Source organism: Nocardioides sp. NPDC058538 (genome assembly GCF_042719275.1).
Classification (GTDB): domain Bacteria; phylum Actinomycetota; class Actinomycetes; order Propionibacteriales; family Nocardioidaceae; genus Nocardioides.
Window position 1 is genome coordinate 59076 of record NZ_JBHXNY010000022.1, and the last position, 21621, is coordinate 80696.

A 21621-nucleotide genomic window follows, 5' to 3' on the forward strand; every position below is an offset into this window, starting at 1 on the left:
ATCGAGCGAGCCCCGTTCCGGCGAGCTTGCTCGCCCGGAACGACGGGCGGGTCGAGATCTACGCCTCCCCGGCGCTCATCCCCGTGTAACACGCTGTTCGTAGGACTACTCGCCCTATGGGAACGACCGGATAGACCTACGAACGACGTGTTACCCGAGTTCGCCGCCGAGTTGTGAGAGCAGCTCGGCGGCGTTCGTCATGCAGAGCTCAGGGTCGGGCTCGAGGTCGGTGAGCGCGCGCACCTGCGCGGCCCCCGCCTGCTCCGCCTCGGTGGGGGAGAGGGTGGTGCGGCCGCAGACGACGACGGCGCGGATGCCCGCCTCGCGAGCAGCCTGGAGCACGCCCATCGGCGCCTTCCCGGACAGGGTCTGGTGGTCGAAGGAGCCCTCACCGGTGACGACCAGGTCGGCGCCGGCCAGCGCCTCGGCGAAGCCCACGAGGCCGAGCAGCAGCTCGACGCCGCGCTCGACGCGTCCGCCGAGCACCGCGAGGGCGGCGAACCCGACGCCGCCGGCCGCACCTGCGCCGGGTGCCTCCACGATCTCGGCGTGATCGCGACCGTTGGTCTCGGCGACTGTGGCTGCGTACGTCGCCAGGGCTGTCTCGAGCAGCTCCTGGTCCGCGGGACCGGCGCCCTTCTGCGCGGAGAAGGTGGCGACCGCGCCGCGGGGGCCGAGCAGCGGGTTGTCGACGTCGCAGGCGACCACGATCTCGGTCTCCTGTAGACGACGGTCGAGGTCGGAGAGATCGATCGTCGAGAGGCTTCCGAGCGAGCCGCCGCCCTCGGGGAGATCGGACCCGGCTGCGTCGAGGAGCCGTGCGCCGAGGGCGCGGAGCATTCCCGCTCCGCCGTCGTTGCTGGCACTACCGCCGAGGCCGATGACGACCGTGCGGGCACCACCGTCGACGGCGGCGAGCACGGCCTCACCGAGACCGCGGGATGACGAGGTCAGCGGGGCGAGTCGGCCACCGGGCAGCCGCAACAGCCCGCAGGTGTCGGCGAGCTCGACGACCGCCAGGTCGCCGCGTACTGCGTAGTGCGCCGACACCGGCTCGAGGGTCGGGCCGGCGACCTCGACCGGCACCAGGTCGAAGCCGGCGCCGGCCAGCGCCGCCACGGTGCCGTCGCCGCCGTCGGCGATCGGCGCGATGCGTACCTCGGTCTCGGGGTTCGCCGCGAGGACCCCGGCGGCCACCGCATCGTCGACCTCGTGTGCGGTCAGGGAGCCCTTGAACTTGTCGCAGGCGATGACGACCCGACGAGCCGGCATCACAGGTGGGGGAGGACGAGGTCGCGGTAGCGCTGCGCCATGGTGGCGAGCACGTCGTCGGGGTCGCTGGCCCAGACCGCCTCGTTGAAGATCTCGACCTCGACGTCGCCGGTGTAGCCGGTCGCGGCGACCATCCGCGTGGTCGACGTGAAGTCGATGACCCCGTCGCCCATCATCCCGCGAGCCAGCAGCGCGTCGGCGGGGATCGGCAGGTTGAAGTCGCAGACCTGGTACGACGCGATCCGGCCCTCCGCGCCGGCCCGCTCGATCTGGGCCGCGATGTCCGGGTCCCAGAAGACGTGGAAGGTGTCCACGACGACCGCGACCGCGTCGACCGGGTGTGGCGCCGCCAGATCGAGCGCCTGGCCGAGGGTCGAGATGACCGCGCGGTCGGCGACGTACATCGGGTGCAGCGGCTCCAGGACGAGCTTCACGCCGCGGTCACCGGCGTACGGGGCCAGCTCACCGAGCCGCTCGGCGACCCGCTCGCGGGCGCCGGCCAGGTCCACGTCGCCCTCGGGGAGACCGCCGACGACCATCACCAGCGCGTCGGTGCCGAGCGTCGCGGCCTCGTCGATCGCCCGCTTGTTGTCCTCGAGTGCGCCGGCGATCCCAGCCTCGTCGGATGCCGTCAGGAAGCCGCCGCGGCAGAGCGAGGAGACGCGCAGCCCGGCGTCGCGTACGAGCTTGGCGGCCTTCTCCAGCCCCGCCTCGTGCACGCGGTCGCGCCACAGGCCCAGGGCGGGGATGCCGGCGCGAGCGGCTCCGTCGACGGCCTCGGCGAGGGTCCAGGAGTTGGTGGTCTTGGTGTTGAGGGAGAGGCGTTCCAGCCCGGTGCTGCTGTCGGTCACTGGTCGACTCCTTGCACGGTGAGGAAGGCGCGCATGCGTGCGGCCGCGAGGTCGGGGCTGGTGAGCAGGCCGGCCCCGTCGGCCAGCCGGAACACCTCGGCCAGATGGGGCACCGAGCGGCCGGCGTGCAGGCCGCCCGCCATCGAGAAGCCCGGCTGGTGGCCGTTGAGCCAGGAGAGGAACGCGATCCCGGTCTTGTAGTAGTAGGTCGGTGCCTCGAAGATCTTGCGGCCGAGCGCCTGGGTGCTCTCCAGCAGCTGCTTGGCCGTCTCGGGATCGCCGTCGTCGAGCGCCTGCAGTGCGGCCGAGGCGGCCGGATAGATCGCGGCGAAGATGCCGAGCAGCGCGTCCGAGAACTCGCCCTCCTCGGTCCCCTCGCCGACGATCAGCTCGGGGTAGTTGAAGTCGTCACCCGTGTAGAGCCGTACGCCGCCGGGCAGCGCCCGGCGCAGCCCGACCTCGTGCTCGGCGTCGAGCAGCGAGACCTTGACCCCGTCGACCTTGCCGGGACGGGCCCGGATGACGTCGAGGAAGGTCTCGGTCGCCTCCGCGACCGAGGAGGAGCCCCAATAGCCCGTCAGCGCGGGGTCGAACATGTCGCCCAGCCAGTGCAGGATCACCGGGCTCTCGGCCTCGTCGAGGAGGGTCGCGTAGACCTCGGCGTAGTCCTCGGCATGCCGGGCGACCCGGGCGAGCGCGCGCGAGGCCATCACGATCGTGGTCGCGCCGGTGTCGGCGACGACCTTCATCTGCTCGCGATAGGCGTCGATGACGGTGGCCAGGCCGGCCCTGCCCTCGGGGACGGCGTCGAGGGCGAGCTGGTCGGTGCCGGCGCCGCAGGCGATCGACCCGCCCACGGTGGCCGCCTCGGCGGCGGAGCGGCGGATCAGCTCGGCTGCGGCGGTCCAGTCGACGCCCATGCCGCGCTGGGCGGTGTCCATCGCCTCGGCGACGCCGAGACCGTAGGACCACAGCTCGTGCCGGTAGGCCAAGGTGCGGTCCCAGTCGATGTCGGCGGGGGCGCCGGGCACGTTCTCGGCGAGCACGCGGGGGACGACGTGGGCGGCGGCGTACGCGGTGCGGGAGGTGAACGGCGCACTCGGCTTCGTCCACTCCCTGGGGGCCGCGAGCGTGTGGAGCTCGGTGCCGCCGTCGGGCAGCGGGAGGCGTACTGAGGTCACAGCTGGATCTCTCCGAGCTCGATCCGACGGCCCTCGGTCGAAGACTCGAGCCCGGCCTCGGCGAGCCTGACGCCCCGGACGCCCGCCATGAAGTCGTAGGGGTGGTCGCCGTCGCCCTCGACGTAGCGGATGAACTGCTCCCACTGGGCCTTGAAGCCGTTGTCGAAGGGCTGGTTGTCGGGCACCTCGGACCACTGCTCGCGGAACCGGATGCTCTCGACCAGGTCGGGGTTCCAGACCGGCTTCGGAGTCAGGTTGCGGTCCTGGGCGACGCAGTGGTGCAGGCCGGCGACGGCCGAGCCGTGGGTGCCGTCGACGTGGAACTCGACCAGCTCGCCGCGGTTGACCCGGGTGGCCCATGAGGAGTTGATCTGCGCGACGATTCCGCCCTTGAGCTCGAAGATGCCGTAGGCGGAGTCGTCGGCGGTGGCGGCGTAGGCGTCGCCCTTCTCGTCCCAGCGCTCGGGGATGTGTGTGACGACCTTGGCGGTGACGGCCTCGACCTTGCCGAAGAGGTTCTCCAGGACGTAGTTCCAGTGGGGGAACATGTCAGTGGTGATGCCGCCGCCGTCCTCCTTGCGGTAGTTCCAGCTCGGCCGCTGGGCGGGCTGCAGGTCGCCCTCGAAGACCCAGTAGCCGAACTCGCCGCGCACGCTGAGGATGCGGCCGAAGAAGCCGGAGTCGACGAGCCGCTTCAGCTTGAGGAGACCCGGTAGGTAGAGCTTGTCGTGGACGACGCCGCTCTTCACGCCCGCGTCGGCCGCCAGGCGCGCCAGGCGCAGCGAGCCCTCGACGTCGTCGGCGATCGGCTTCTCGGTGTAGACGTGCTTGCCGGCGGCGACCGCCTTGGTGATGGCGACCTCGCGGACGTTGGTCAGCTGGGCGTCGAAGTAGACCGTGTCCTCGGCGTTGGCGAGGGCCTCGTCGAGGTCGGTGGTCCAACGGTCCAGGCGATGCTCCTTGGCGATGTCCTGGAGCTTCTCGGCATTGCGTCCTACCAGGATCGGGTCGGGCAGGATCCGGGTGCCGTCGGAGAGCTCGACACCGCCCTGCTCCTGGATCGCCAGGATGCTGCGCACCAGGTGCTGGCGGTAGCCCATGCGTCCGGTGACGCCGTTCATGATGATGCCGAGCCGTCGTGTGGCCATGTGATCGTTCCTCGTCTGCTGGAAGTACGGGAGAGCGATGGGGAAAGCGCTTTCCAATACGGTATGGCAAATGTGATGGCCGTCGCAAGAGGGTGTTCCGCCGAGCCGGACTCAGGAGCGCGGGGGAGTGCTCTCCCGCAGCACGACCTCGCCGTGGACGGACCGCTTGCGAAGCTCCGCCGACGGCTTGCCGAGGACGAGCTCGAGCGCCAGCCGGCCGATGTCGGCCAGGGGCAGACGTACGGTGGTCAGCCCGGGTGTCACGTCGCGCAGCGTGGCGATGTCGTCGAAGCCGGCGACGGCCAGATCGGGCCCCACCTCGACGCCGGCATGCCGGCAGGCGGCCAGGGCGCCGACGGCCATCAGGTCGTTGACCGCGAAGACGCAGTCCACCTCTGAGCCGTTGCTCCGGCCGTCCTCGAGCAGCCGGGTCATCGCCCGGCGCCCGCCGTCGCGGCTGAACTCGTCGGAGACGCACGCCGGCTCCGAGCCGGTCGCCTCCAGCCATCCCTCCGCGAAGCCGGCGTGACGCTCGGCCGAGACCAGCAGGTTCTCGGGGCCGGTGAGCACCGCGGCACGGCGGTAGCCGAGTCCGACCAGCTGCTGAGCCAGCGCCTTGGCGCCGCCGTGGTTGTCGATCACGACGGTGTCGACCGGCAGGCGCGGCTGGCTGATCGCGGCCGCCCGGCCACCGCCGTCCAGGTAGGAGGTCAGCAGGTCAGCGACCTCGCTGGTGTGGCGTACGTCGGCCGTGTCGCTTCCCGCCAGCACGATCGCCCGACTGCGCTGGCGCCGGAGCGCGGCCAGGAACTTCTGCTCGCGCTCGGGCTGGCCGCCGGTGTTGCACAGCATCACCAGCAGGCCGTGCTTCTCGGCCTCGTCGGCCAGACCGCCGGCGATGGTGGAGAAGTAGGGGTCGGAGATGTCCTTCACCAGGAGCCCGACCGTCTCGGTCGAGCCGCGCGCCATCGCCTGGGCGTTGGCGTTGGGCGTGTAGCCGAGCTTGTTCGCAGCGGCCAGGACCCGCTCCTGCAGCTCGGGGCGCACCACCCGGTCGCTCCCGTTCAACGCGCGCGAGGCGGTGGCCAGCGAGACCCCTGCCTCGCGGGCGACATCGCTCAGCGTCGCTGCGCGTTCTCCGGCCAACTGACTCTCCTTCGGCTTCCGATCCTGGAGCCTAAGGCATCCGCTGAAGACGTACGCCCGCTCCTGCTCCGGCCGACTCGGCGGTCAGGGGCGTCCGAGGGTGGAGGCGCGGGCGACGAGCTCGGGGGTGAAGACGACCTGCTCGTGCTGGTGGGTGGGGTCGCCGACCTCGTCGAGGAGCAGCTCGGCGGCGCGGCGGCCGAGGTCCTGGCGGGGCTGGCGCACGGAGGTGAGCGGCACGGCCGCGGCGGCGGCGAACTCGATGTCGTCGTAGCCGACGATCGCGAGGTCGCCGGGTACGGTCCGGCCGCTGGAGATCGTCTGCTGGAGCAGTCCGAGCGCGAGGAGGTCGTTGGCGCAGAACGCGGCGGTGGGGCGGCGCCGGGCGGACAGCCCGACGAGCCGCTCGCCGGCGGCGCGGCCACAGGCGACGGTCGGGGCCTCGCAGGAGAGAACCACGAGGTCCTCGGGCGGCAGCCCGGCCTCGGCCCAGGCCTGCCGGGCGCCCTCGCCACGGTCACGGACCTGTCCGATCGACTCCGGCCCACCGACGTACGCCACCCGCTCGTGGCCGGCGTCGATGAGGTGCTCCACGGCCAGCCGCCCGCCCAGAACGTCGTCGACGGCGACGGAGCAGAACGACGATCCGGCCCGGGTGCGGTCGACGATGACGACCGGGGTGCCCCGCTCGATCAGCTGGTCGAGCTGCGGGTCGTCAGGGTCGACCGGGGTGATCAGGATGCCCTGGACCCGCTGCTGCTGCAGGTGGGCCAGGTGGGCGCCCTCGCGGGCCGAGCGGCCGTCGCTGTTGCACAGGAACAGCGAGAGCCCGGCCGCCTCGGCGGCCAGCTCGATGCCGCGGGCCACGTCGGTGAAGAACGGGTTTCCGGCGTCGAGCATGACGTAGGCCAGCGACTGGGTGCTGCCGGTGCGCAGCGAGCGCGCGGACTCGTTGCGTACGAAGCCGAGGTCGGCCATCGCGCGCTCCACCCGCTCGCGTGTCGTCCGGCTGACCCGGTCGGGGCGGTTGAGCACGTTGGACACCGTGCCGAGGGAGACGCCTGCGGTCGCCGCGACGTCCTTGACCGAGGCGCTGCGCGGTGTGCCCGCACCTGGGGTGATCGCCACCTGGGCTCCTTCCTGAAACGTTCAATCGCAGCATAGGCCGTGGGCGGCGCTGTGACGAGGAAGGACGCTACCGGGATTGACCGATGTCGGACATGCTCATTAGCGTCCGTGTCTAAATCGTTTCATCGGAGGTCGTCATGGAGCGCGTCTGCTTCCAGCTGCAGGTCAAGCCCGAGCGCGTCGAGGAGTACAAGCGACGCCACGCCGCCGTCTGGCCCGACATGCTCCAGGCGCTCGCGGAGACCGGGTGGCACAACTACTCCCTGTTCCTCCGCCCCGACGGCCTGCTCATCGGCTACGTCGAGACCCCCTCCATCGAGGCTGCTCAGGCAGGGATGGCCGCCACCGAGGTCAACGCCCGCTGGCAGGCCGAGATGGCGGAGTTCTTCGAGGATCTCGACGGTGTCGCGCCCGACGAGGGCTTCCTCCGCCTCGAGGAGGTCTTCCACCTCGAGGACCAGCTCGGTCGCTGATTCGCCCCGAGAAGTCCGTTCTTGACGCCGAGGGTCAGTTTCTGACCTCGAGGCGTCGATCTTTGTACGCGGAATGGGTCCGAGGACAGGAACTGACTTCTCGCGGCCAGGAAACTGACCGCTCGCGGTGGGTGCTGAAACGCGACGAAGTTCGCGCTGCTCTTGACGCACGTGACGTGCGCCACTAACGTCGGATGCGCGCTTTGAAACCTTTCAACCGCACACAGAGAGGCTCTCCGATGACGACGTTCGACCAGATCTCGGGCGACCTGGCCGCCCTCGAGATCGAGGTCCCCTCGTGGGCCTACGGAAACTCGGGGACCCGGTTCAAGGTCTTCGGCACCCCGGGCACACCGCGCACCCCCGAGGAGAAGGTCGCCGACGCGGCCACCGTCCACCGCTTCACCGGCCTTGCGCCGAGCGTCGCGCTGCACATCCCGTGGGACAGGGTCGAGGACTACGCGGCCCTGCGCAGCTACGCCGAGGACCAGGGGATCGCGCTCGGCACGATCAACTCCAACACCTTCCAGGACGACGACTACAAGCTCGGTGCGCTCACCCACACCGACGCGAAGATCCGGCAGAAGGCGATCGACCACCACTTCGAGTGCATCGAGGTGATGAACGCGACCGGCTCGCGCGACCTGAAGATCTGGCTCGCCGAGGGGTCCAACTATCCCGGCCAGGCCGACATGCGCGGCCGCCAGGACCGGCTCGCCGAATCGCTCGCGACCATCTACGAGCGCATCGGTGACGAGCAGCGCCTGGTGCTGGAGTACAAGTTCTTCGAGCCGGCGTTCTACCACACCGACGTTCCCGACTGGGGCACCTCGTTCGCCCAGGTCAGCGCCCTCGGTGACCGGGCCGTCGTGTGCCTCGACACCGGGCATCACGCGCCCGGCACCAACATCGAGTTCATCGTGATGCAGCTGCTCCGGCTGGGGAAGCTCGGCTCCTTCGACTTCAACAGCCGCTTCTACGCCGACGACGACCTGATCGTCGGTGCGGCCGACCCGTTCCAGCTCTTCCGGATCATCGTCGAGGTGGTCCGTGGCGGCGGGTTCAAGCCCGTGGCAGAGGGCGGGGTCGCCTTCATGCTCGACCAGTGCCACAACATCGAGAAGAAGATCCCGGGCCAGATCCGGTCCGTGCTCAACGTCCAGGAGATGTCCGCGCGGGCGCTGCTGCTCGACACCGATGCTCTCGCCGCGGCGCAGGAGGACGGCGACGTACTCCTGGCCAACGACATCTTCATGGACGCCTTCTACACCGACGTACGCGCCGACCTCGGCGGGTGGCGTGAGGACCGTGGCCTGGCCGCGGACCCGATGCGCGCCTACCTCGCCAGCGGCTACCAGGACCAGATCGAAGCCGCCCGTGTCGGCGGCACCCAGGCCGGATGGCTGTGAACCACATGGACGGGAACCAGATGACCACTGCAGAAGACCTGATCGCGCGCTCGAACCGTCTCGGCGCCGATCCGAAGAACACCAACTACGCCGGCGGCAACACCTCCGCCAAGGGCACCGCGACCGACCCGGTGACCGGCCAGGACGTCGAGCTGCTCTGGGTGAAGGGCTCCGGCGGCGACCTCGGCACCCTGAAGGAGAGCGGGCTCGCGGTCCTTCGCCTCGACCGGATGCGCGCGCTCGTCGACGTCTACCCGGGCGTCGAGCGCGAGGACGAGATGGTCGCCGCGTTCGACTACTGCCTGCACGGCAAGGGCGGCGCGGCCCCCTCGATCGACACCGCGATGCACGGCCTCGTCGACGCGGCTCACGTCGACCACCTCCACCCCGACTCCGGCATCGCGATCGCGACGGCCGCCGACGGCGAGAACCTCACCAAGGAGATCTTCGGCGACCAGGTCGTCTGGGTGCCGTGGCGCCGCCCCGGCTTCCAGCTCGGTCTCGACATCGCCGATATCAAGGCGAAGAACCCGCAGGCGGTCGGCTGCATCCTCGGCGGCCACGGCATCACCGCCTGGGGCGACACGTCCGAGGAGGCCGAGAAGAACTCGCTGTGGATCATCGACACGGCCGCCACCTACATCGAAGAGCACAGCAAGGCGGAGCCGTTCGGGCCCGCGCTCGAGGGCTACGCGGCGCTGCCGGAGGAGAAGCGGCGTACGAAGGCCGCTGCTCTCGCCCCCACGATCCGTGGCATCGCCTCGGCGGACCAGCCGATGGTCGGCCACTTCAACGACTCCGAGGTAGTCCTCGACTTCCTGGCCAGCGAGGCCCACCCGCGCCTGACCGAGCTCGGCACCTCGTGCCCCGACCACTTCCTGCGCACCAAGGTCAAGCCGCTCGTCCTCGACCTCCCGGCCGATGCCTCGGTGGAGGACAGCATCGCCCGTCTCAAGGAGCTCGCGGTCGGCTACCGCGAGGACTACCAGGGCTACTACGACCGGCACGCCGACGCGAACAGCCCGGCCATCCGCGGCAAGGACCCGCTCATCGTCCTGGTCCCCGGCGTCGGCATGTTCTCCTTCGGCAAGAACAAGCAGACCGCCCGGGTGGCGGGGGAGTTCTACGTCAACGCGATCAACGTGATGCGCGGTGCCGAGGGGCTCTCGACGTACGCCCCGATCGACGAGTCGGAGAAGTTCCGGATCGAGTACTGGGCGCTGGAGGAGGCCAAGCTCCAGCGGATGCCCGCCCCCAAGCCCCTCGCGACCAGAGTGGCGCTGGTCACCGGTGCGGCCTCCGGCATCGGCAAGGCCACCGCGAAGCGGCTCGCCGCCGAGGGTGCCTGCGTCGTGATCGCCGACCTCGACCTCGTCAAGGCGCAGGCCGCAGCGGAGGAGATCGGCGGCCCAGACGTGGCCGTGGGTCTCGCCGCCGACGTCTCCGACGAGGCCGCCGTGCAGGCGATGTTCGACGCCGCGGTGCTCGCCTTCGGGGGTGTCGACCTCGTCGTCAACAACGCCGGCCTGTCGCTGTCGAAGTCGCTGCTGGAGACCACCGAGCGCGACTGGGACCTCCAGCACGACGTGATGGCCAAGGGTTCGTTCCTGGTCTCCAAGGCTGCCGCGAGGGTGCTGATCGAGCAGGAGATGGGCGGCGACATCGTCTACATCTCCTCGAAGAACTCGCTCTTCGCCGGGCCCAACAACGTCGCGTACGGCGCGGCCAAGGCCGACCAGGCCCACCAAGTCCGGCTGCTGGCCGCCGAGCTCGGTGAGCACGGGATCAAGGTCAACGGCATCAACCCCGACGGTGTGGTCCAGGGCTCCGGCATCTTCGCCGGCGGCTGGGGCGCCAAGCGTGCCGAGGTCTACGGGGTCAAGGAGGAGGAGCTCGGCAAGTTCTACGCCCAGCGCACCCTGCTCAAGCGCGAGGTGCTGCCGGAGAACATCGCCAACGCCGTCTTCGTGCTCTGCGGCCCCGACCTGTCCCACACCACCGGTCTGCACGTGCCCGTCGACGCCGGCGTCGCCGCAGCGTTCTTGCGATGAGGCCACACGTCAGGGTCGCGGCGGTCGACCTGGGTGCCACCTCCGGCCGGGTCATGTCCGGCCGGATCGGTGGCGACCGGGTCGAGATCGACCAGCTGCACCGCTTCCCGAACGGGGCGGTACGCGTCCGCGGCTCGCTCTTCTGGGACGTGCTCGGCATCCATCGCGAGGTGCTCACCGGCATCCGCGAGGTGGCCCGAACCGGACCGCTGCACGGCATCGGCATCGACTCCTGGGCCATCGACCACGGGCTGCTGGACCACGACGGCCAGCTCCTCGGCCAGGTCTTCAGCCACCGCGACGCCCGCGTCGAGGGGATCGCCGAGAAGGTGGTCGCCCAGATCGGCGCGGCGACGCTCTACGGCACCACCGGCATCCAGCAGCTCCCGTTCAACACGATCTACCAGCTGGTGGCGGCCCGCGGCACCACCGCCCTCGACGCCGCCGAGACGATGCTGCTGCTGCCGGACCTGCTCGGCTTCTGGCTCACCGGTGCGATCGGCGCGGAGCGCACCAACGCCTCGACCACCCAGCTCTACGACGTACGTCGGGGCGCCTGGGCGGTCGACCTGTGCCGGGAGCTCGGGATCCCCGAAGGGGTCCTCCCGCCCCTTCGGGACCCGGGCTCTCTCCTCGGCACGCTGCTGCCCGAGGTCGCTGACGAGCTGGGTGTCACCACCGACGTACCGGTGGTCGCGGTGGGCTCGCACGACACCGCCTCGGCGGTCGTCGGGGTCCCCGCGGAGGTCGGTGACTTCGCCTACATCTCCTCGGGCACCTGGTCGCTGGTCGGCCTCGAGCTCGACCAGGCAGTGCTGACCGAGGAGGCCCGGCTCGCCGACTTCACCAACGAGGTCGGCGTCGACGGCACCATCCGTTTCCTCAAGAACGTGATGGGCCTGTGGGTCCTGTCGGAGTCGCTGCGCTCGTGGGGCGAGCGGCGCTACCAGAGCGCCGAGCTTCGCTCGCTGCTCGCGGCCGCGGCGGAGCTCGAGCCGCTGCGTACGGTGGTCGACATCAACGACCCGCGACTGCTCTTCCCGAGCACGTCGGCCGACCCGATGCCGGAGCGGATCGCCACGCTGGCCGCGGAGTCCGACGAGGCGATCCCACACTCGCCGGCCGCGATCACCCGCTGCATCCTCGACAGCCTCGCTGTCGCCTACCGACGTCACGTACGCACCGCCGCCGCCCTCGCGGGCACCTCGCCCGAGGTCGTCCACGTCGTCGGCGGCGGCTCTCAGAACGAGCTGCTCTGCCAGCTCACCGCGGACGCCTGCGGCCTGCCGGTTCTCGCCGGTCCGGTCGAGGCGGCCGCACTCGGAAACGTCCTGGTCCAGGGCAGGGCTCTCGGGGCCGACCTGCCTGACCTCCCCGCGATGCGGGACCTGGTCCGCCGCTCCTACGACGTACGCCGCTTCGAGCCGCGCGACGGCCTCGACTGGGCCGCCGCAGAGGCCCGCATCTCCTGACCCTGCTCCCCGAAGGCACCCCCATGACCGACTTCCTCTCCTCCGCCCGGCTCAGCCGCCGCGCGCTCTTCGGCACCGCGGCCGCCACAGTCGGCACGGCCGCCATCGCCGGCACGCTCGGAAGCACGCCCGCGCAGGCCGCCGGCGCACCCGCCGGCCTCCCGGACGACCTCACCAAGGCGTTCCGCAAGCCCGGCACCGCCTCGGCGGCGGGCTTCCGCTGGTGGTGGCCCTACGGCCTGGTCGACCCGGCCGAGGTCGCCCGCGAGGTCGACACCGTCGCCGACGCCGGCTTCGGTGTGCTCGAGGTCGCGGTGGTCACCCACAGCCTGCGCGCCCGCGGCATCGAGGTCGACGTGGCGAAGTACGGCTGGGGCAGCCCGTCCTGGGTCGCCGGTGTGAAGGCGGCGCTGGCGCGGGGCGCGAAGCGGGACGTACGCATCGACCTGACTGTTGGCCCGTCCTGGCCGGCCGCGGTCTCCACGATCACCCCCGACGACGACGCGGCCTGCAGCGAGCTCGCCTACGGTCGGGTCGACGTCGCCGCCGGCCAGACCTTCGACGACGTGCTCCCGGCTCCGCAGGGGGAGTCCCACGGCGACCGGGTCGAGCTGGTCACCGTCCAGGCGCACCGGATCACGGCCAGCACCTCCTCGATCACCACGATCGACCCCGACTCCTACCTCGACCTCTCCGCCCAGGTGAGCCAGAACCGGCTGACCTGGACCGCACCGGCCGACCCGGCCGGCTCCTGGGTCGTCCTCGCCACCTGGCGCCGCGGGAGCGGGCAGGAGCCCGAGGCCGGTCCGCACACCTCGCCGCGCTCCTACGTCGTCGACCACTTCAGCGACGCCGGCACCCGCGCCGTCGTCGACCTGTGGCAGGACACGATCCTCGACAAGCAGATGCGCAGCCTGCTGAAGGCCGCGGGCGGCTACCTCTTCGAGGACTCCCTCGAGATCGAGTCGGACGCCACGATCTGGACGCCGAAGCTGCTCGAGGAGTTCCGGGCCCGGGCCGGCTACGACCTCGAACCGTTCCTCCCGGTGGTGCTCGAGGTCGACGAGGCCTACCGCTTCGCCCTCGGCACCCCCGGCGCTCCCGCGACGACCGACTCGCTGCGTACGAACCAGGTGCGCGACGACTTCAACCAGGTCCTCTCCGACCTCTACCGCGACCACCACCTGCTGCCGATGCAGCGGTTCGCACGATCGCTCGGGATGGGTCTGCGGATCCAGGCGTACGGCCTGGAGACCGACGCCACCGAGCACTCCGCGCTGCTCGACATCGCCGAGACCGAGTCCCTGGGCTTCAAGAACCTCGACGACTACCGGGTCATGGCCGGCGGCCGCGACATCGCCGGCAAGCAGGTGCTCTCCTGCGAGGCGATCTGCTACAACGGCGGCGCCTACAACACGACCTGGGGCGCCAACAGCACCAGTCCCACGGCGCAGAACCAGGCGCTCTTCACGATCAACAGCATCTTCGCGGCGGGCGTCAACCACGCGATGATCCACGGCTTCCCCTACGCCGCCGCCCCGGACGTCACCTGGCCCGGCTTCGCCGCGTTCTCGCCGTACTACAACGGCGCGATCGGCTACGGCGAGGCGTGGGGACCGCGGACGCCGCAGTGGGAGCACATCCCCGGGATCGCGCGCTACCTCGCCCGCACCCAGCTGGTCCTGCGGACCGGCCGCCCGACGTACGACATCGTCTTCCTGCGCCAGAAGGCCGGCGCCTCCACCGGCATCGGCCCGTTCTGGGTCACCAACGACGGCACCAAGCTCGGCTGGTCGCACTCCTTCATCACCTCGGCGCTGCTCACCCGCGACGACGTCCGGTTCAGGGACGGGCGGCTGGCGCCCGACGGGCCGGCCTACAAGGTGCTCGTCATCGGCCCCGACAAGATCCGCAGCCGCGAGGTCACCATCGACCTGGCGGCCGCCCGCAAGGCGCTCGCCCTGGGACGCGCGGGTCTGCCGATCATCCTGGTCAACGACGCCGGCAAGGACTGGGGCCGCGACGCCACCCCGATCGGCCGTACCGACGAGGCCTCGGTCACCGAGGTCCGCGAGGTGATGACGAAGATCGCCGCGCTGCCGACGACCCGCAGCGTCTTGGAGGCCGGCGTCGGTGGCGCGCTGGCCGCGCTCGGTGTCGTACGCGACGTCGAGCACGCCGACTCGACGGTGATGCACGTCCGGCGCGTCACCGGCAAGGTCGACCTCTACTACCTCGCCAACGCCCGGCACGCCGAGAACCGGCGGCTCAACCCGGTTCAGCAGGACGTCTGGCTGGCCGCCACCGACCGCACCGCGGTGCCGTGGCTGCTGGACGCGTGGACCGGTGAGGTCACCCGGATCGCCGCCTACGAGCGCGCCGGTGACCGGGTCCGGGTGCGGGTCGACCTCGTTCCTGGGCAGTCCACCGTGGTCGCTCTCGCGGCCCCGGGCGCGGGCGTCGCCCGCTCTGTTCTCCCCGTCGCCACCGCTGGCCAGGCCGTGTTGGCGCGGGGCGCCAACGTCGCGCTGCGCACGACGACCGCCGGCACCTTCGAGCTCACCAAGGCCGACGGCCGGACGGTGAAGGTGACCGTCGGCCGGGTCCGTGAGCCGGTGACGCCGCAGTCCTGGACCCTCTCGCTCGAGGACTGGAAGCCGGCGAACCCGACCGACCCCAAGGATCTCGCCACGACGAAGGAGGTCGTGACCAGCGACCTCGCGTCGCCGCAGTCCTGGTCGAAGGTCGCCGGTCTCGAGGACGCCTCCGGCATCGGCCGCTACCGCACGGGCGTCGACCTGGGCACGGACTGGACCGCGGAGGACGGCGCCTACCTCGAGCTCGGCGAGGTCAACGACACCTTCCGGGTGCGCGTCAACGGCGGGCTGCTGGCGCCGTGCGACCCGATGGACCCAGTGGTCGACCTGGGCCACGCCCTGGTCGCCGGCTCCAACACGATCGAGATCGAGGTGGCCTCGACGCTGCTCAACCGCCTGCGCACGGTCACCCCGTCGGTCTACGGCGTGGCGACCAGGCAGAGCTACGGGCTCGCCGGGCCGGTGCGTCTGGTGCCCTACGTCGAGAAGGTGGTGGCCCGATGAGCTCGGTGTCCCGGTCGCGAGCCCATTCATCGATCAGCGTCATGCTGAGACAGGAGTGAACCGTGGCGGCCTCGGGCGGCGTACGACCTTCCTCTTCGACCGATCTTCCCGCGGACGAGGTGGAGGTGCTGGCGTTGTTCGCGCGGGGCTACACGATCGAGCGGATCGCGCGGGCGCTGGGCATCTCCGAGCGCACCGTGCGGCGCCGTCTCCGGGCGGCCGCGGATGCGCTGGGAGCGGGGACGAGTGTGGAGGCTGTCGTGCGGGCCGTACGCACCGGACTCATCTGAACTGATTTGATGGCAACTAGACAGACGAAGGAGGCTGCTCGATGCGAGTCGCACTGATGGTCACCTGCATCAACGACGCGCTCTACCCGAGCACCGGGAAGGCCGTCGTACGCCTCCTGCGCCGGCTCGGCGTCGAGGTCGACTTCCCGCAGGCGCAGACGTGCTGCGGGCAGCCGATGGTCAACACCGGCTACCTGGATGAGGCGGTTCCGGTGGTGCGTACGTTCGTGGACGCCTTCGCCGGCTACGACGTGGTGGTGACGCCGTCGGGGTCGTGCGCGGGCTCGGCACGGCACCAGCACTCGATCGTGGCCCGCCGCTCCGGCGACGAGGCCCTGGAGCGGGCGGTCGCGGAGGTCGCCCCGAAGGTCTATGAGCTCTCCGAGTTCCTCGTCGATGTGCTCGGGGTGACGGACGTGGGCGCCTACTACCCGCACCGGGTGACCTACCACCCGACCTGTCACTCACTGCGGATGCTGGGCGTGGGGGACCGGCCGCGACGGCTGCTGGAGTCGGTGCGCGGGATCAGGCTGGTCGACCTGCCCGGCGCCGACCAGTGCTGCGGCTTCGGCGGCACCTTCGCGGTCAAGAACGCCGACACCTCGATCGCGATGGGCGCCGACAAGGCCCGCCACATCCGCGAGACCGGCGCCGAGATCGTGGTCGCCGGTGACAACTCCTGCCTGACCCACATCGGCGGCGTGCTCTCCCGGCAGCGCTCGGGCGTGCGCACCGTCCATCTCGCCGAGATCCTCGCCTCGACCGAGGGGGCTCTGCGATGAGCGGCACGTTCGTCGGTATGCCGGCCTTCCCGGAGGCCGCCCGCGGGGCCCTCGCCGACTCCCAGCTGCGCCACAACCTCGCCCACGCGACCGGCACCATCCGCGCCAAGCGGGCCAAGGTCGTCGCCGAGGTGCCCGACTGGGAGGAGCTGCGCCTGGCCGGTGCAGCGGTCAAGGAGCGCGCGCTGCTCGACCTCGACAGCCAGCTCGTACGCCTCGAGGAGACCCTCACCGCCAACGGCGCGACCGTCCACTGGGCCCGTGGCGCCGCCGAGGCGAACGCGATCGTCGCTGCGATCGCGAAGGCCCACGACGCGGAGGAGGTCGTGAAGGTCAAGTCGATGGTGACCCAGGAGATCGGGCTCAACGAGGCGCTCGCCGAGGAGGGCATCGCGGCCTGGGAGACCGACCTGGCCGAGCTCATCGTGCAGCTCGGCGACGACCTGCCTTCCCACATTCTCGTGCCGGCCATCCACCGCAACCGGGCCGAGATCCGCGAGATCTTCCGGTCGAAGATGGGGGCCGCGGGCCGTCCGGCGCCCGCCGACCTCACCGACGAGCCGGCCGTGCTCGCCGCTGCTGCGCGGGAGCACCTGCGCGAGAAGTTCCTGCGTGCGAAGGTCGGGATCTCGGGCGCCAACTTCGCGGTCGCCGAGACCGGCACGCTGGTCGTGGTCGAGTCCGAGGGCAACGGCCGGATGTGCCTGACCCTGCCCGACGTGCTCGTCTCGGTCGTCGGCATCGAGAAGGTCGTCTCCCGCTGGGAGGACCTCGACCCGATGCTCAGGCTCCTGCCGAGATCCTCCACCGGCGAGCGGATGAACCCCTACACCTCGACCTGGAGCGGGATCACCCCCGGCGACGGCCCGCAGGAGGTGCACGTGGTGCTCCTCGACAACGGCCGCACCCGCGCCCTCGCCGACGAGGTGGGTCGGCAGGCGCTGCGCTGCATCCGCTGCTCGGCGTGCCTCAACGTCTGCCCGGTCTACGAGCGCACCGGCGGCCATGCGTACGGCTCGGTCTACCCGGGTCCGATCGGCGCCATCCTCAACCCGCTGCTGAAGGGCGTCGGGCACGACGACCAGACCGACTCGCTGCCCTACGCCTCCTCGCTGTGCGGTGCCTGCTTCGAAGTCTGTCCGGTACGCATCGACATCCCCTCCGTCCTGGTCGACCAGCGCGCCCAGGTGGTCGACGCCCACCGAGGTGGCGTGCCGAAGCCGGAGGCCGTGGCGATGAAGGGCGCGGCGTACGTCCTGGGGCGTTCGCACCGCCTCTCCGCGCTCGAGCGCCTCACCGGCCTCGGCATGCGCTTCGCGCGCCGCTTCGGACCCGCCGCCTGGATCGGAGCGCGAGATCTGCCGGACGCTCCGGGGGAGAGCTTCCGGGCCTGGTGGCACCGCACGAACGGTGGACGGAAGGACGACGCATGACCGACGCACGCACCGAGATACTCGCCCGAGTCCGCGAGGCACTGGCCGGCTCGGCGCTCGAACCCGCCGAACCGTCTGTGCCGCGCGACCTCGCGCCCGTCGCGACCCCCGAGGTAGTCGACCTCTTCGCCGAGCGCGTGGCCGACTACCGCGCCGTGGTCGAGCGCTGCGGAGCCGAGGACCTCGAGGACCGCATCGCCGCCGCGCTGCCCGCCGGCCAGGTGGTCGTACCGCCCGGCCTGTCGGTCCACGTCCCCGACGCGATCGTCGACGACGGCACCCTCACCGCCGCCGAGCTGGACCGGATCGCCGCGGTCGTCACCGAGGCCCGCGTCGGCATCGCCGAGACCGGCACGATCGTCCTCGACCACGCCCCCGACCAGGGCCGCCGAGCCATCTCGCTCGTCCCCGACACCCACATCTGCGTCGTACGCGAGGACCAGGTGGTCCCCGACGTCCCCGACGCCATCGGCGTCCTGGACCCCGCCCGCCCCCAGACCTGGATCAGCGGCCCCTCGGCCACCAGCGACATCGAGCTCGACCGCGTAGAAGGCGTCCACGGCCCCCGCACCCTCCATGTCCTGGTGGTCGCCGCCAATCCGTGACCGGATCCGGCCACAGCCCTTCCTGTCCGTGTGACGGCCGTCATAGTCTTCGGAGTGCTCTGAAACGTATCAATCCGGAGGATCCCCATGAAGCTCCGCCTGGCCGCGATCGTGATCAGTGCGCTCGTCATCGCGGTGCCGGTCCCGGCTGTCGCTGTCGACGGCGCGGCAGCCACCCACCTCACCGTCTCGCAGCTGTCCTCGCCGCGCGATGTGGAGGACCTCCGCTCGCCGCTGCTGGCCTGGCACGTCCCCTTCGCCGAGCAGAGCGCCTACCGCGTACAGGTCGCCCGGATCAGCGAGGGCATCGGAGCCGCCGGAGTCTGGGACTCCGGTCGCGTCACGTCATCGGCGAGCACCAACGTGCCCTACGCCGGTCCGGCGCTCGAGCCCGAACAGACCTACCAGTGGCGAGTACGCACCTGGGACGGCCGTGGAAAGGGCTCGGACTGGTCGAGCGTCTCCACCTTCACCACCGGTCCCGGTCAGGAGTGGGGCCAGGCCCAGCCCATCTGGCTCGCCCAGGCCCGCACGATCTCCTGGGGTGACGTCACCATCGACACCACCTTCCGGATCACGTCCCAGAACGCCACCATCGCCTTCCGGGCCGCGGACGCCAGCAACTACTACATGTGGCAGTTCCGCGGCGACGGGGTGAACACCTTCGCTCCCCACAAGCGCGTGAGTGGGACCTTCACCCAGCTCGACTCGGTGCCGCTGGCCAAGCCCCTCGTCCGCGACACGTCCTACCGGCTGCGCATCGAGGCAGAGGGCACCACGATCCGCACGTGGCTCGACGACACCCTCGTCGACACCCGCACCCTCAACGACTTCGCCGCCGGCTCGGTCGGCTTCCGCACGGGCGGGTCCGAGCGCAACGCGTGGGACGACCTGACAGTCACCTCCGCCACCGGCGAGGTCCTCTACACCAACGACTTCTCCGCCAGCAGCGACTTCGCCTGCGGCGCCGCGGTGGGCGGCTGGCTCGAGGTCGGCACGAACGCCAACTGCGTCTACGGTGTCGAATCGCAGGACTGGGCCTTCCTCCGGCACGAGTTCACGCTGCCCGACAAGCCGATCGCGGCCGCCACCCTCTATGCGACCGCATCCTCGACCGCGCCGGGCCGGCAGTACGTCTACAAGGCATGGCTCAACGGCGAGTTCGTCGGCCTCGGGCCGACGCAGCCGATCCGCGGCGAGGCCCGATACGACGGCTTCGACGTGACCGCCGCGCTGCGGCCGGGAGCCGAGAATGCGATCGGGGTGCTCGGCTGGACGAGCAGTGACCGGCGCTTTCTCGGGCGGCTCGTCGTGGAGTACGCCGACGGCACGCGTGACGCGGTCGTGAGCGGTCCGCAGTGGCGGAGTCGCTCCGGCGGCCTCGTCTTCCCCTCCGCCGGCAGCATCGGAACCTCGTTCTTCTCGGCACCGAAGGAGAACCTGCAGTCGGCCCACTGGCCCGAGGGCTTCGCCGAGCCGGGCTTCGACGACTCCGGCTGGAGCGACGCCGCGGTGCGCCCGGCTTTCGGCGACCTCCGCGCAGCCCCCACGGCGAAGGTGGAGCAGCAGCTGAGGACGCCGGTCAGTGTGGTGGAGAAGGCGCCCGGCCACTACTTCATCGACTACGGCCGGACGTGGATCGGCGGTCTCTCCCTGGACATCGACGGCACGGCGGGCCAGGTGCTCGACCTCCGGTTCGGCGAGGAGCTGTCCGCGCCCCAGACGGTGCGGTACGCCATGCGGACCGGCAACACGTACCAGGACAAGTGGACGCTGCGTCCCGACGAGCAGCACCTGGAGACCTGGGGGATGCGGGTCTTCCGCTACGCCGAGGTCATCGGCGCTCCCTCCGGCCTGGGCGCCGCCGACTTCCCCGCCCTGGCGCAGGTCTATCCCTTCGATACCGACGAGGCGATCTTCGACTCAGCCGACGACGACCTCGACCGCGTGTGGGCCCTGTCGCGCAACACGATCGAGGCCACCAACCACGACCTCTACGTCGACTCCTGGAGCCGCGAGCGCGGTGCCTATGAGGCCGACAGCTACCTGCAGATGATGGCCAACTTCTTCGTCTCCAGCGACCCGACCCTGGGCAACTACTCCTTGGAGTACCTGCTCACCCGCAGGACGTGGCCGACCGAGTGGCCGATGTACACGATCCTGGCCTTCCACGACTCGTGGCAGCAGACCGGTGACACCGACGCCCTGACCCGCAACTACACCGCCCTGCAGGAGAAGCTGCCGCTCAAGTGGGTCGAGCCGTCCACGGGACTCATCCGCAAGAACACCGGATCCAACGGTGGCAACTCCTGTACCGACTGCGACATCGTCGACTGGCCGGCATCGGAGCGCGACGGCTACGTCTTCCGCCCCTACAACACGGTCATCAACGCGATCGGTCACCGGTCGTTCCGCGACATGGCGGAGATCGCGACGGCCCTGGGCCACGACGACGACGCGGCGACGTACACCGCCATCGCCGACCGACTCCGGAACGCGGCCAACGACAGGCTGTGGGACTCGGCCAAGGGTGCCTACCGAGACGGTCTCAATGCCGACGGCACCCCGATCCAGCACTGGGCGATCCAGGCGAGCGTCTTCGCCACGGCGTTCGGACTCGCCCGAGGTGACGTCGCGCAGCAGGCCGCGGACTACATCGGAACCCGTGGCATGGCCTGCAGCGTCTACTGCGCCGCCTTCGTCCTCGAGGCCCTCTACGACGGCGACCGCGGAGACGTCGCGCACCAGCTGCTGACGAGCACGGGGCTCCGCAGCTGGCTCAACATGATCGCGAAGGGAGCCGGTGCCACCGCCGAGGCCTGGGACACCTCCCTGAAGCCCAACATGACGTGGTCGCACCCCTGGGCCGCATCACCCGCCTACAACGTGCCCCAAGGCATGTTCGGCATCGAGCCCCTGATGCCTGGCTACGAGGAGTTCCGTGTCCGGCCACAGCCCGCCGGGGTCCCGTGGGCACACGTCACGCTGCCCACCCTCCGCGGACGCATCGGCGCGGCGTACGCCACGACCGACGGCGGCATCGACGTCGGCGTGAGTGTTCCGGGCAACTCCCGGGCCGAGGTTCTCGTCCCGTCGCCGTCCGGGGAGCAGGTCTTCCTCGATGGGCGTCCGGTGCCCGCGACGCGCGAGGGCTCCTACCTGGTGATCCAGGACGTGCCCTCCGGCTGCCATGTCATCAGTACCAGTCCGGGTGTGAGCCCGGAGGTCGAGCGGCTTCGCGCCGTCTGCTGAACCCGAAGGCTGGGGCCGGATCCGGCC

Annotated in this window: 16 protein-coding genes; 10 read left to right on the forward strand and 6 right to left on the reverse strand. The window is 70.8% G+C overall.

Annotated elements, in window-relative coordinates; all coding sequences use genetic code 11:
• Positions 1–150: 150 nt before the first annotated feature.
• The 6 genes from ACFWQC_RS19205 to ACFWQC_RS19230 form a co-directional block, all read right to left on the reverse strand.
• Positions 151–1272 carry a glycerate kinase gene (locus ACFWQC_RS19205; RefSeq protein ID WP_378681368.1) on the reverse strand — a complete coding sequence of 374 codons (1122 nt, stop codon included), beginning with the start codon at positions 1270–1272 and terminating at the stop codon, positions 151–153.
• Positions 1272–2123, reverse strand: coding sequence for a sugar phosphate isomerase/epimerase family protein (locus tag ACFWQC_RS19210; RefSeq protein ID WP_378681371.1), 852 nt, complete (start codon positions 2121–2123; stop codon positions 1272–1274). The genes ACFWQC_RS19205 and ACFWQC_RS19210 overlap by 1 nt, the downstream gene beginning before the upstream one ends.
• Positions 2120–3304, reverse strand: a complete 1185-nt coding sequence (locus ACFWQC_RS19215) for a dihydrodipicolinate synthase family protein (RefSeq protein WP_378681374.1) — start codon at positions 3302–3304, stop codon at positions 2120–2122. Before ACFWQC_RS19215 ends, ACFWQC_RS19210 begins: the two co-directional genes overlap by 4 nt.
• Positions 3301–4452 carry a Gfo/Idh/MocA family protein gene (locus tag ACFWQC_RS19220; RefSeq protein WP_378681377.1) on the reverse strand — a complete coding sequence of 384 codons (1152 nt, stop codon included), beginning with the start codon at positions 4450–4452 and terminating at the stop codon, positions 3301–3303. The genes ACFWQC_RS19215 and ACFWQC_RS19220 overlap by 4 nt, the downstream gene beginning before the upstream one ends.
• Positions 4453–4563: 111 nt before the next feature.
• Positions 4564–5598, reverse strand: coding sequence for a LacI family DNA-binding transcriptional regulator (locus ACFWQC_RS19225; RefSeq protein WP_378681380.1), 1035 nt, complete (start codon positions 5596–5598; stop codon positions 4564–4566).
• An 84-nt stretch (positions 5599–5682) separates the two neighbouring features.
• On the reverse strand, positions 5683–6726 hold the full coding sequence (locus ACFWQC_RS19230) for a LacI family DNA-binding transcriptional regulator (protein ID WP_378681383.1): 1044 nt from the start codon (positions 6724–6726) through the stop codon (positions 5683–5685).
• A 137-nt stretch (positions 6727–6863) separates the two neighbouring features.
• On the opposite strand from ACFWQC_RS19230, the gene ACFWQC_RS19235 reads away from it, so the two are divergent.
• From ACFWQC_RS19235 to ACFWQC_RS19280, 10 genes are all read left to right on the forward strand, one after another.
• A complete protein-coding gene (locus tag ACFWQC_RS19235) occupies positions 6864–7199 on the forward strand; it encodes an L-rhamnose mutarotase (protein ID WP_378681386.1) in 336 nt (111 codons plus the stop codon).
• A 239-nt stretch (positions 7200–7438) separates the two neighbouring features.
• On the forward strand, positions 7439–8608 hold the full coding sequence (gene rhaI / locus ACFWQC_RS19240) for an L-rhamnose isomerase (RefSeq protein ID WP_378681389.1): 1170 nt from the start codon (positions 7439–7441) through the stop codon (positions 8606–8608).
• Between the two features lie 20 nt (positions 8609–8628).
• Positions 8629–10659, forward strand: a complete 2031-nt coding sequence (locus ACFWQC_RS19245; RefSeq protein ID WP_378681392.1) for a bifunctional aldolase/short-chain dehydrogenase — start codon at positions 8629–8631, stop codon at positions 10657–10659.
• On the forward strand, positions 10656–12131 hold the full coding sequence (locus ACFWQC_RS19250) for a rhamnulokinase family protein (RefSeq protein ID WP_378681395.1): 1476 nt from the start codon (positions 10656–10658) through the stop codon (positions 12129–12131). Before ACFWQC_RS19245 ends, ACFWQC_RS19250 begins: the two co-directional genes overlap by 4 nt.
• Before the next feature lie 23 nt (positions 12132–12154).
• Positions 12155–15232: a glycosyl hydrolase gene (locus ACFWQC_RS19255; RefSeq protein WP_378681398.1), complete on the forward strand. Its 3078-nt coding sequence runs from the start codon at positions 12155–12157 to the stop codon at positions 15230–15232.
• A gap of 62 nt (positions 15233–15294) precedes the next feature.
• On the forward strand, positions 15295–15522 hold the full coding sequence (locus tag ACFWQC_RS19260) for a helix-turn-helix domain-containing protein (RefSeq protein WP_355020528.1): 228 nt from the start codon (positions 15295–15297) through the stop codon (positions 15520–15522).
• A 41-nt stretch (positions 15523–15563) separates the two neighbouring features.
• Positions 15564–16304, forward strand: coding sequence for a (Fe-S)-binding protein (locus tag ACFWQC_RS19265; RefSeq protein ID WP_378681402.1), 741 nt, complete (start codon positions 15564–15566; stop codon positions 16302–16304).
• Entirely contained in the window at positions 16301–17737 is a 1437-nt protein-coding gene (locus ACFWQC_RS19270; RefSeq protein WP_378681405.1) for a lactate utilization protein B, read from the forward strand. Before ACFWQC_RS19265 ends, ACFWQC_RS19270 begins: the two co-directional genes overlap by 4 nt.
• A complete protein-coding gene (locus ACFWQC_RS19275) occupies positions 17734–18342 on the forward strand; it encodes a lactate utilization protein C (protein WP_378681408.1) in 609 nt (202 codons plus the stop codon). Before ACFWQC_RS19270 ends, ACFWQC_RS19275 begins: the two co-directional genes overlap by 4 nt.
• Before the next feature lie 87 nt (positions 18343–18429).
• Complete coding sequence (locus ACFWQC_RS19280; protein ID WP_378681411.1) at positions 18430–21594, forward strand: family 78 glycoside hydrolase catalytic domain; 3165 nt, start codon at positions 18430–18432, stop codon at positions 21592–21594.
• Positions 21595–21621: the final 27 nt, after the last annotated feature.

What these genes read in the sequence shown, in the direction of transcription:
- ACFWQC_RS19265 (WP_378681402.1), top strand. Translation starts at nt 15,564, where the DNA reads ATGCGAGTCGCACTGATGGTCACCTGCATCAACGACGCGCTCTACCCG.
- ACFWQC_RS19250 (WP_378681395.1), top strand. Translation starts at nt 10,656, where the DNA reads ATGAGGCCACACGTCAGGGTCGCGGCGGTCGACCTGGGTGCCACCTCC.
- ACFWQC_RS19220 (WP_378681377.1), bottom strand. Translation starts at nt 4,452, where the DNA reads ATGGCCACACGACGGCTCGGCATCATCATGAACGGCGTCACCGGACGC.
- ACFWQC_RS19245 (WP_378681392.1), top strand. Translation starts at nt 8,629, where the DNA reads ATGACCACTGCAGAAGACCTGATCGCGCGCTCGAACCGTCTCGGCGCC.
- ACFWQC_RS19205 (WP_378681368.1), bottom strand. Translation starts at nt 1,272, where the DNA reads ATGCCGGCTCGTCGGGTCGTCATCGCCTGCGACAAGTTCAAGGGCTCC.
- ACFWQC_RS19275 (WP_378681408.1), top strand. Translation starts at nt 17,734, where the DNA reads ATGACCGACGCACGCACCGAGATACTCGCCCGAGTCCGCGAGGCACTG.
- ACFWQC_RS19280 (WP_378681411.1), top strand. Translation starts at nt 18,430, where the DNA reads ATGAAGCTCCGCCTGGCCGCGATCGTGATCAGTGCGCTCGTCATCGCG.
- rhaI (WP_378681389.1), top strand. Translation starts at nt 7,439, where the DNA reads ATGACGACGTTCGACCAGATCTCGGGCGACCTGGCCGCCCTCGAGATC.
- ACFWQC_RS19270 (WP_378681405.1), top strand. Translation starts at nt 16,301, where the DNA reads ATGAGCGGCACGTTCGTCGGTATGCCGGCCTTCCCGGAGGCCGCCCGC.
- ACFWQC_RS19255 (WP_378681398.1), top strand. Translation starts at nt 12,155, where the DNA reads ATGACCGACTTCCTCTCCTCCGCCCGGCTCAGCCGCCGCGCGCTCTTC.
- ACFWQC_RS19235 (WP_378681386.1), top strand. Translation starts at nt 6,864, where the DNA reads ATGGAGCGCGTCTGCTTCCAGCTGCAGGTCAAGCCCGAGCGCGTCGAG.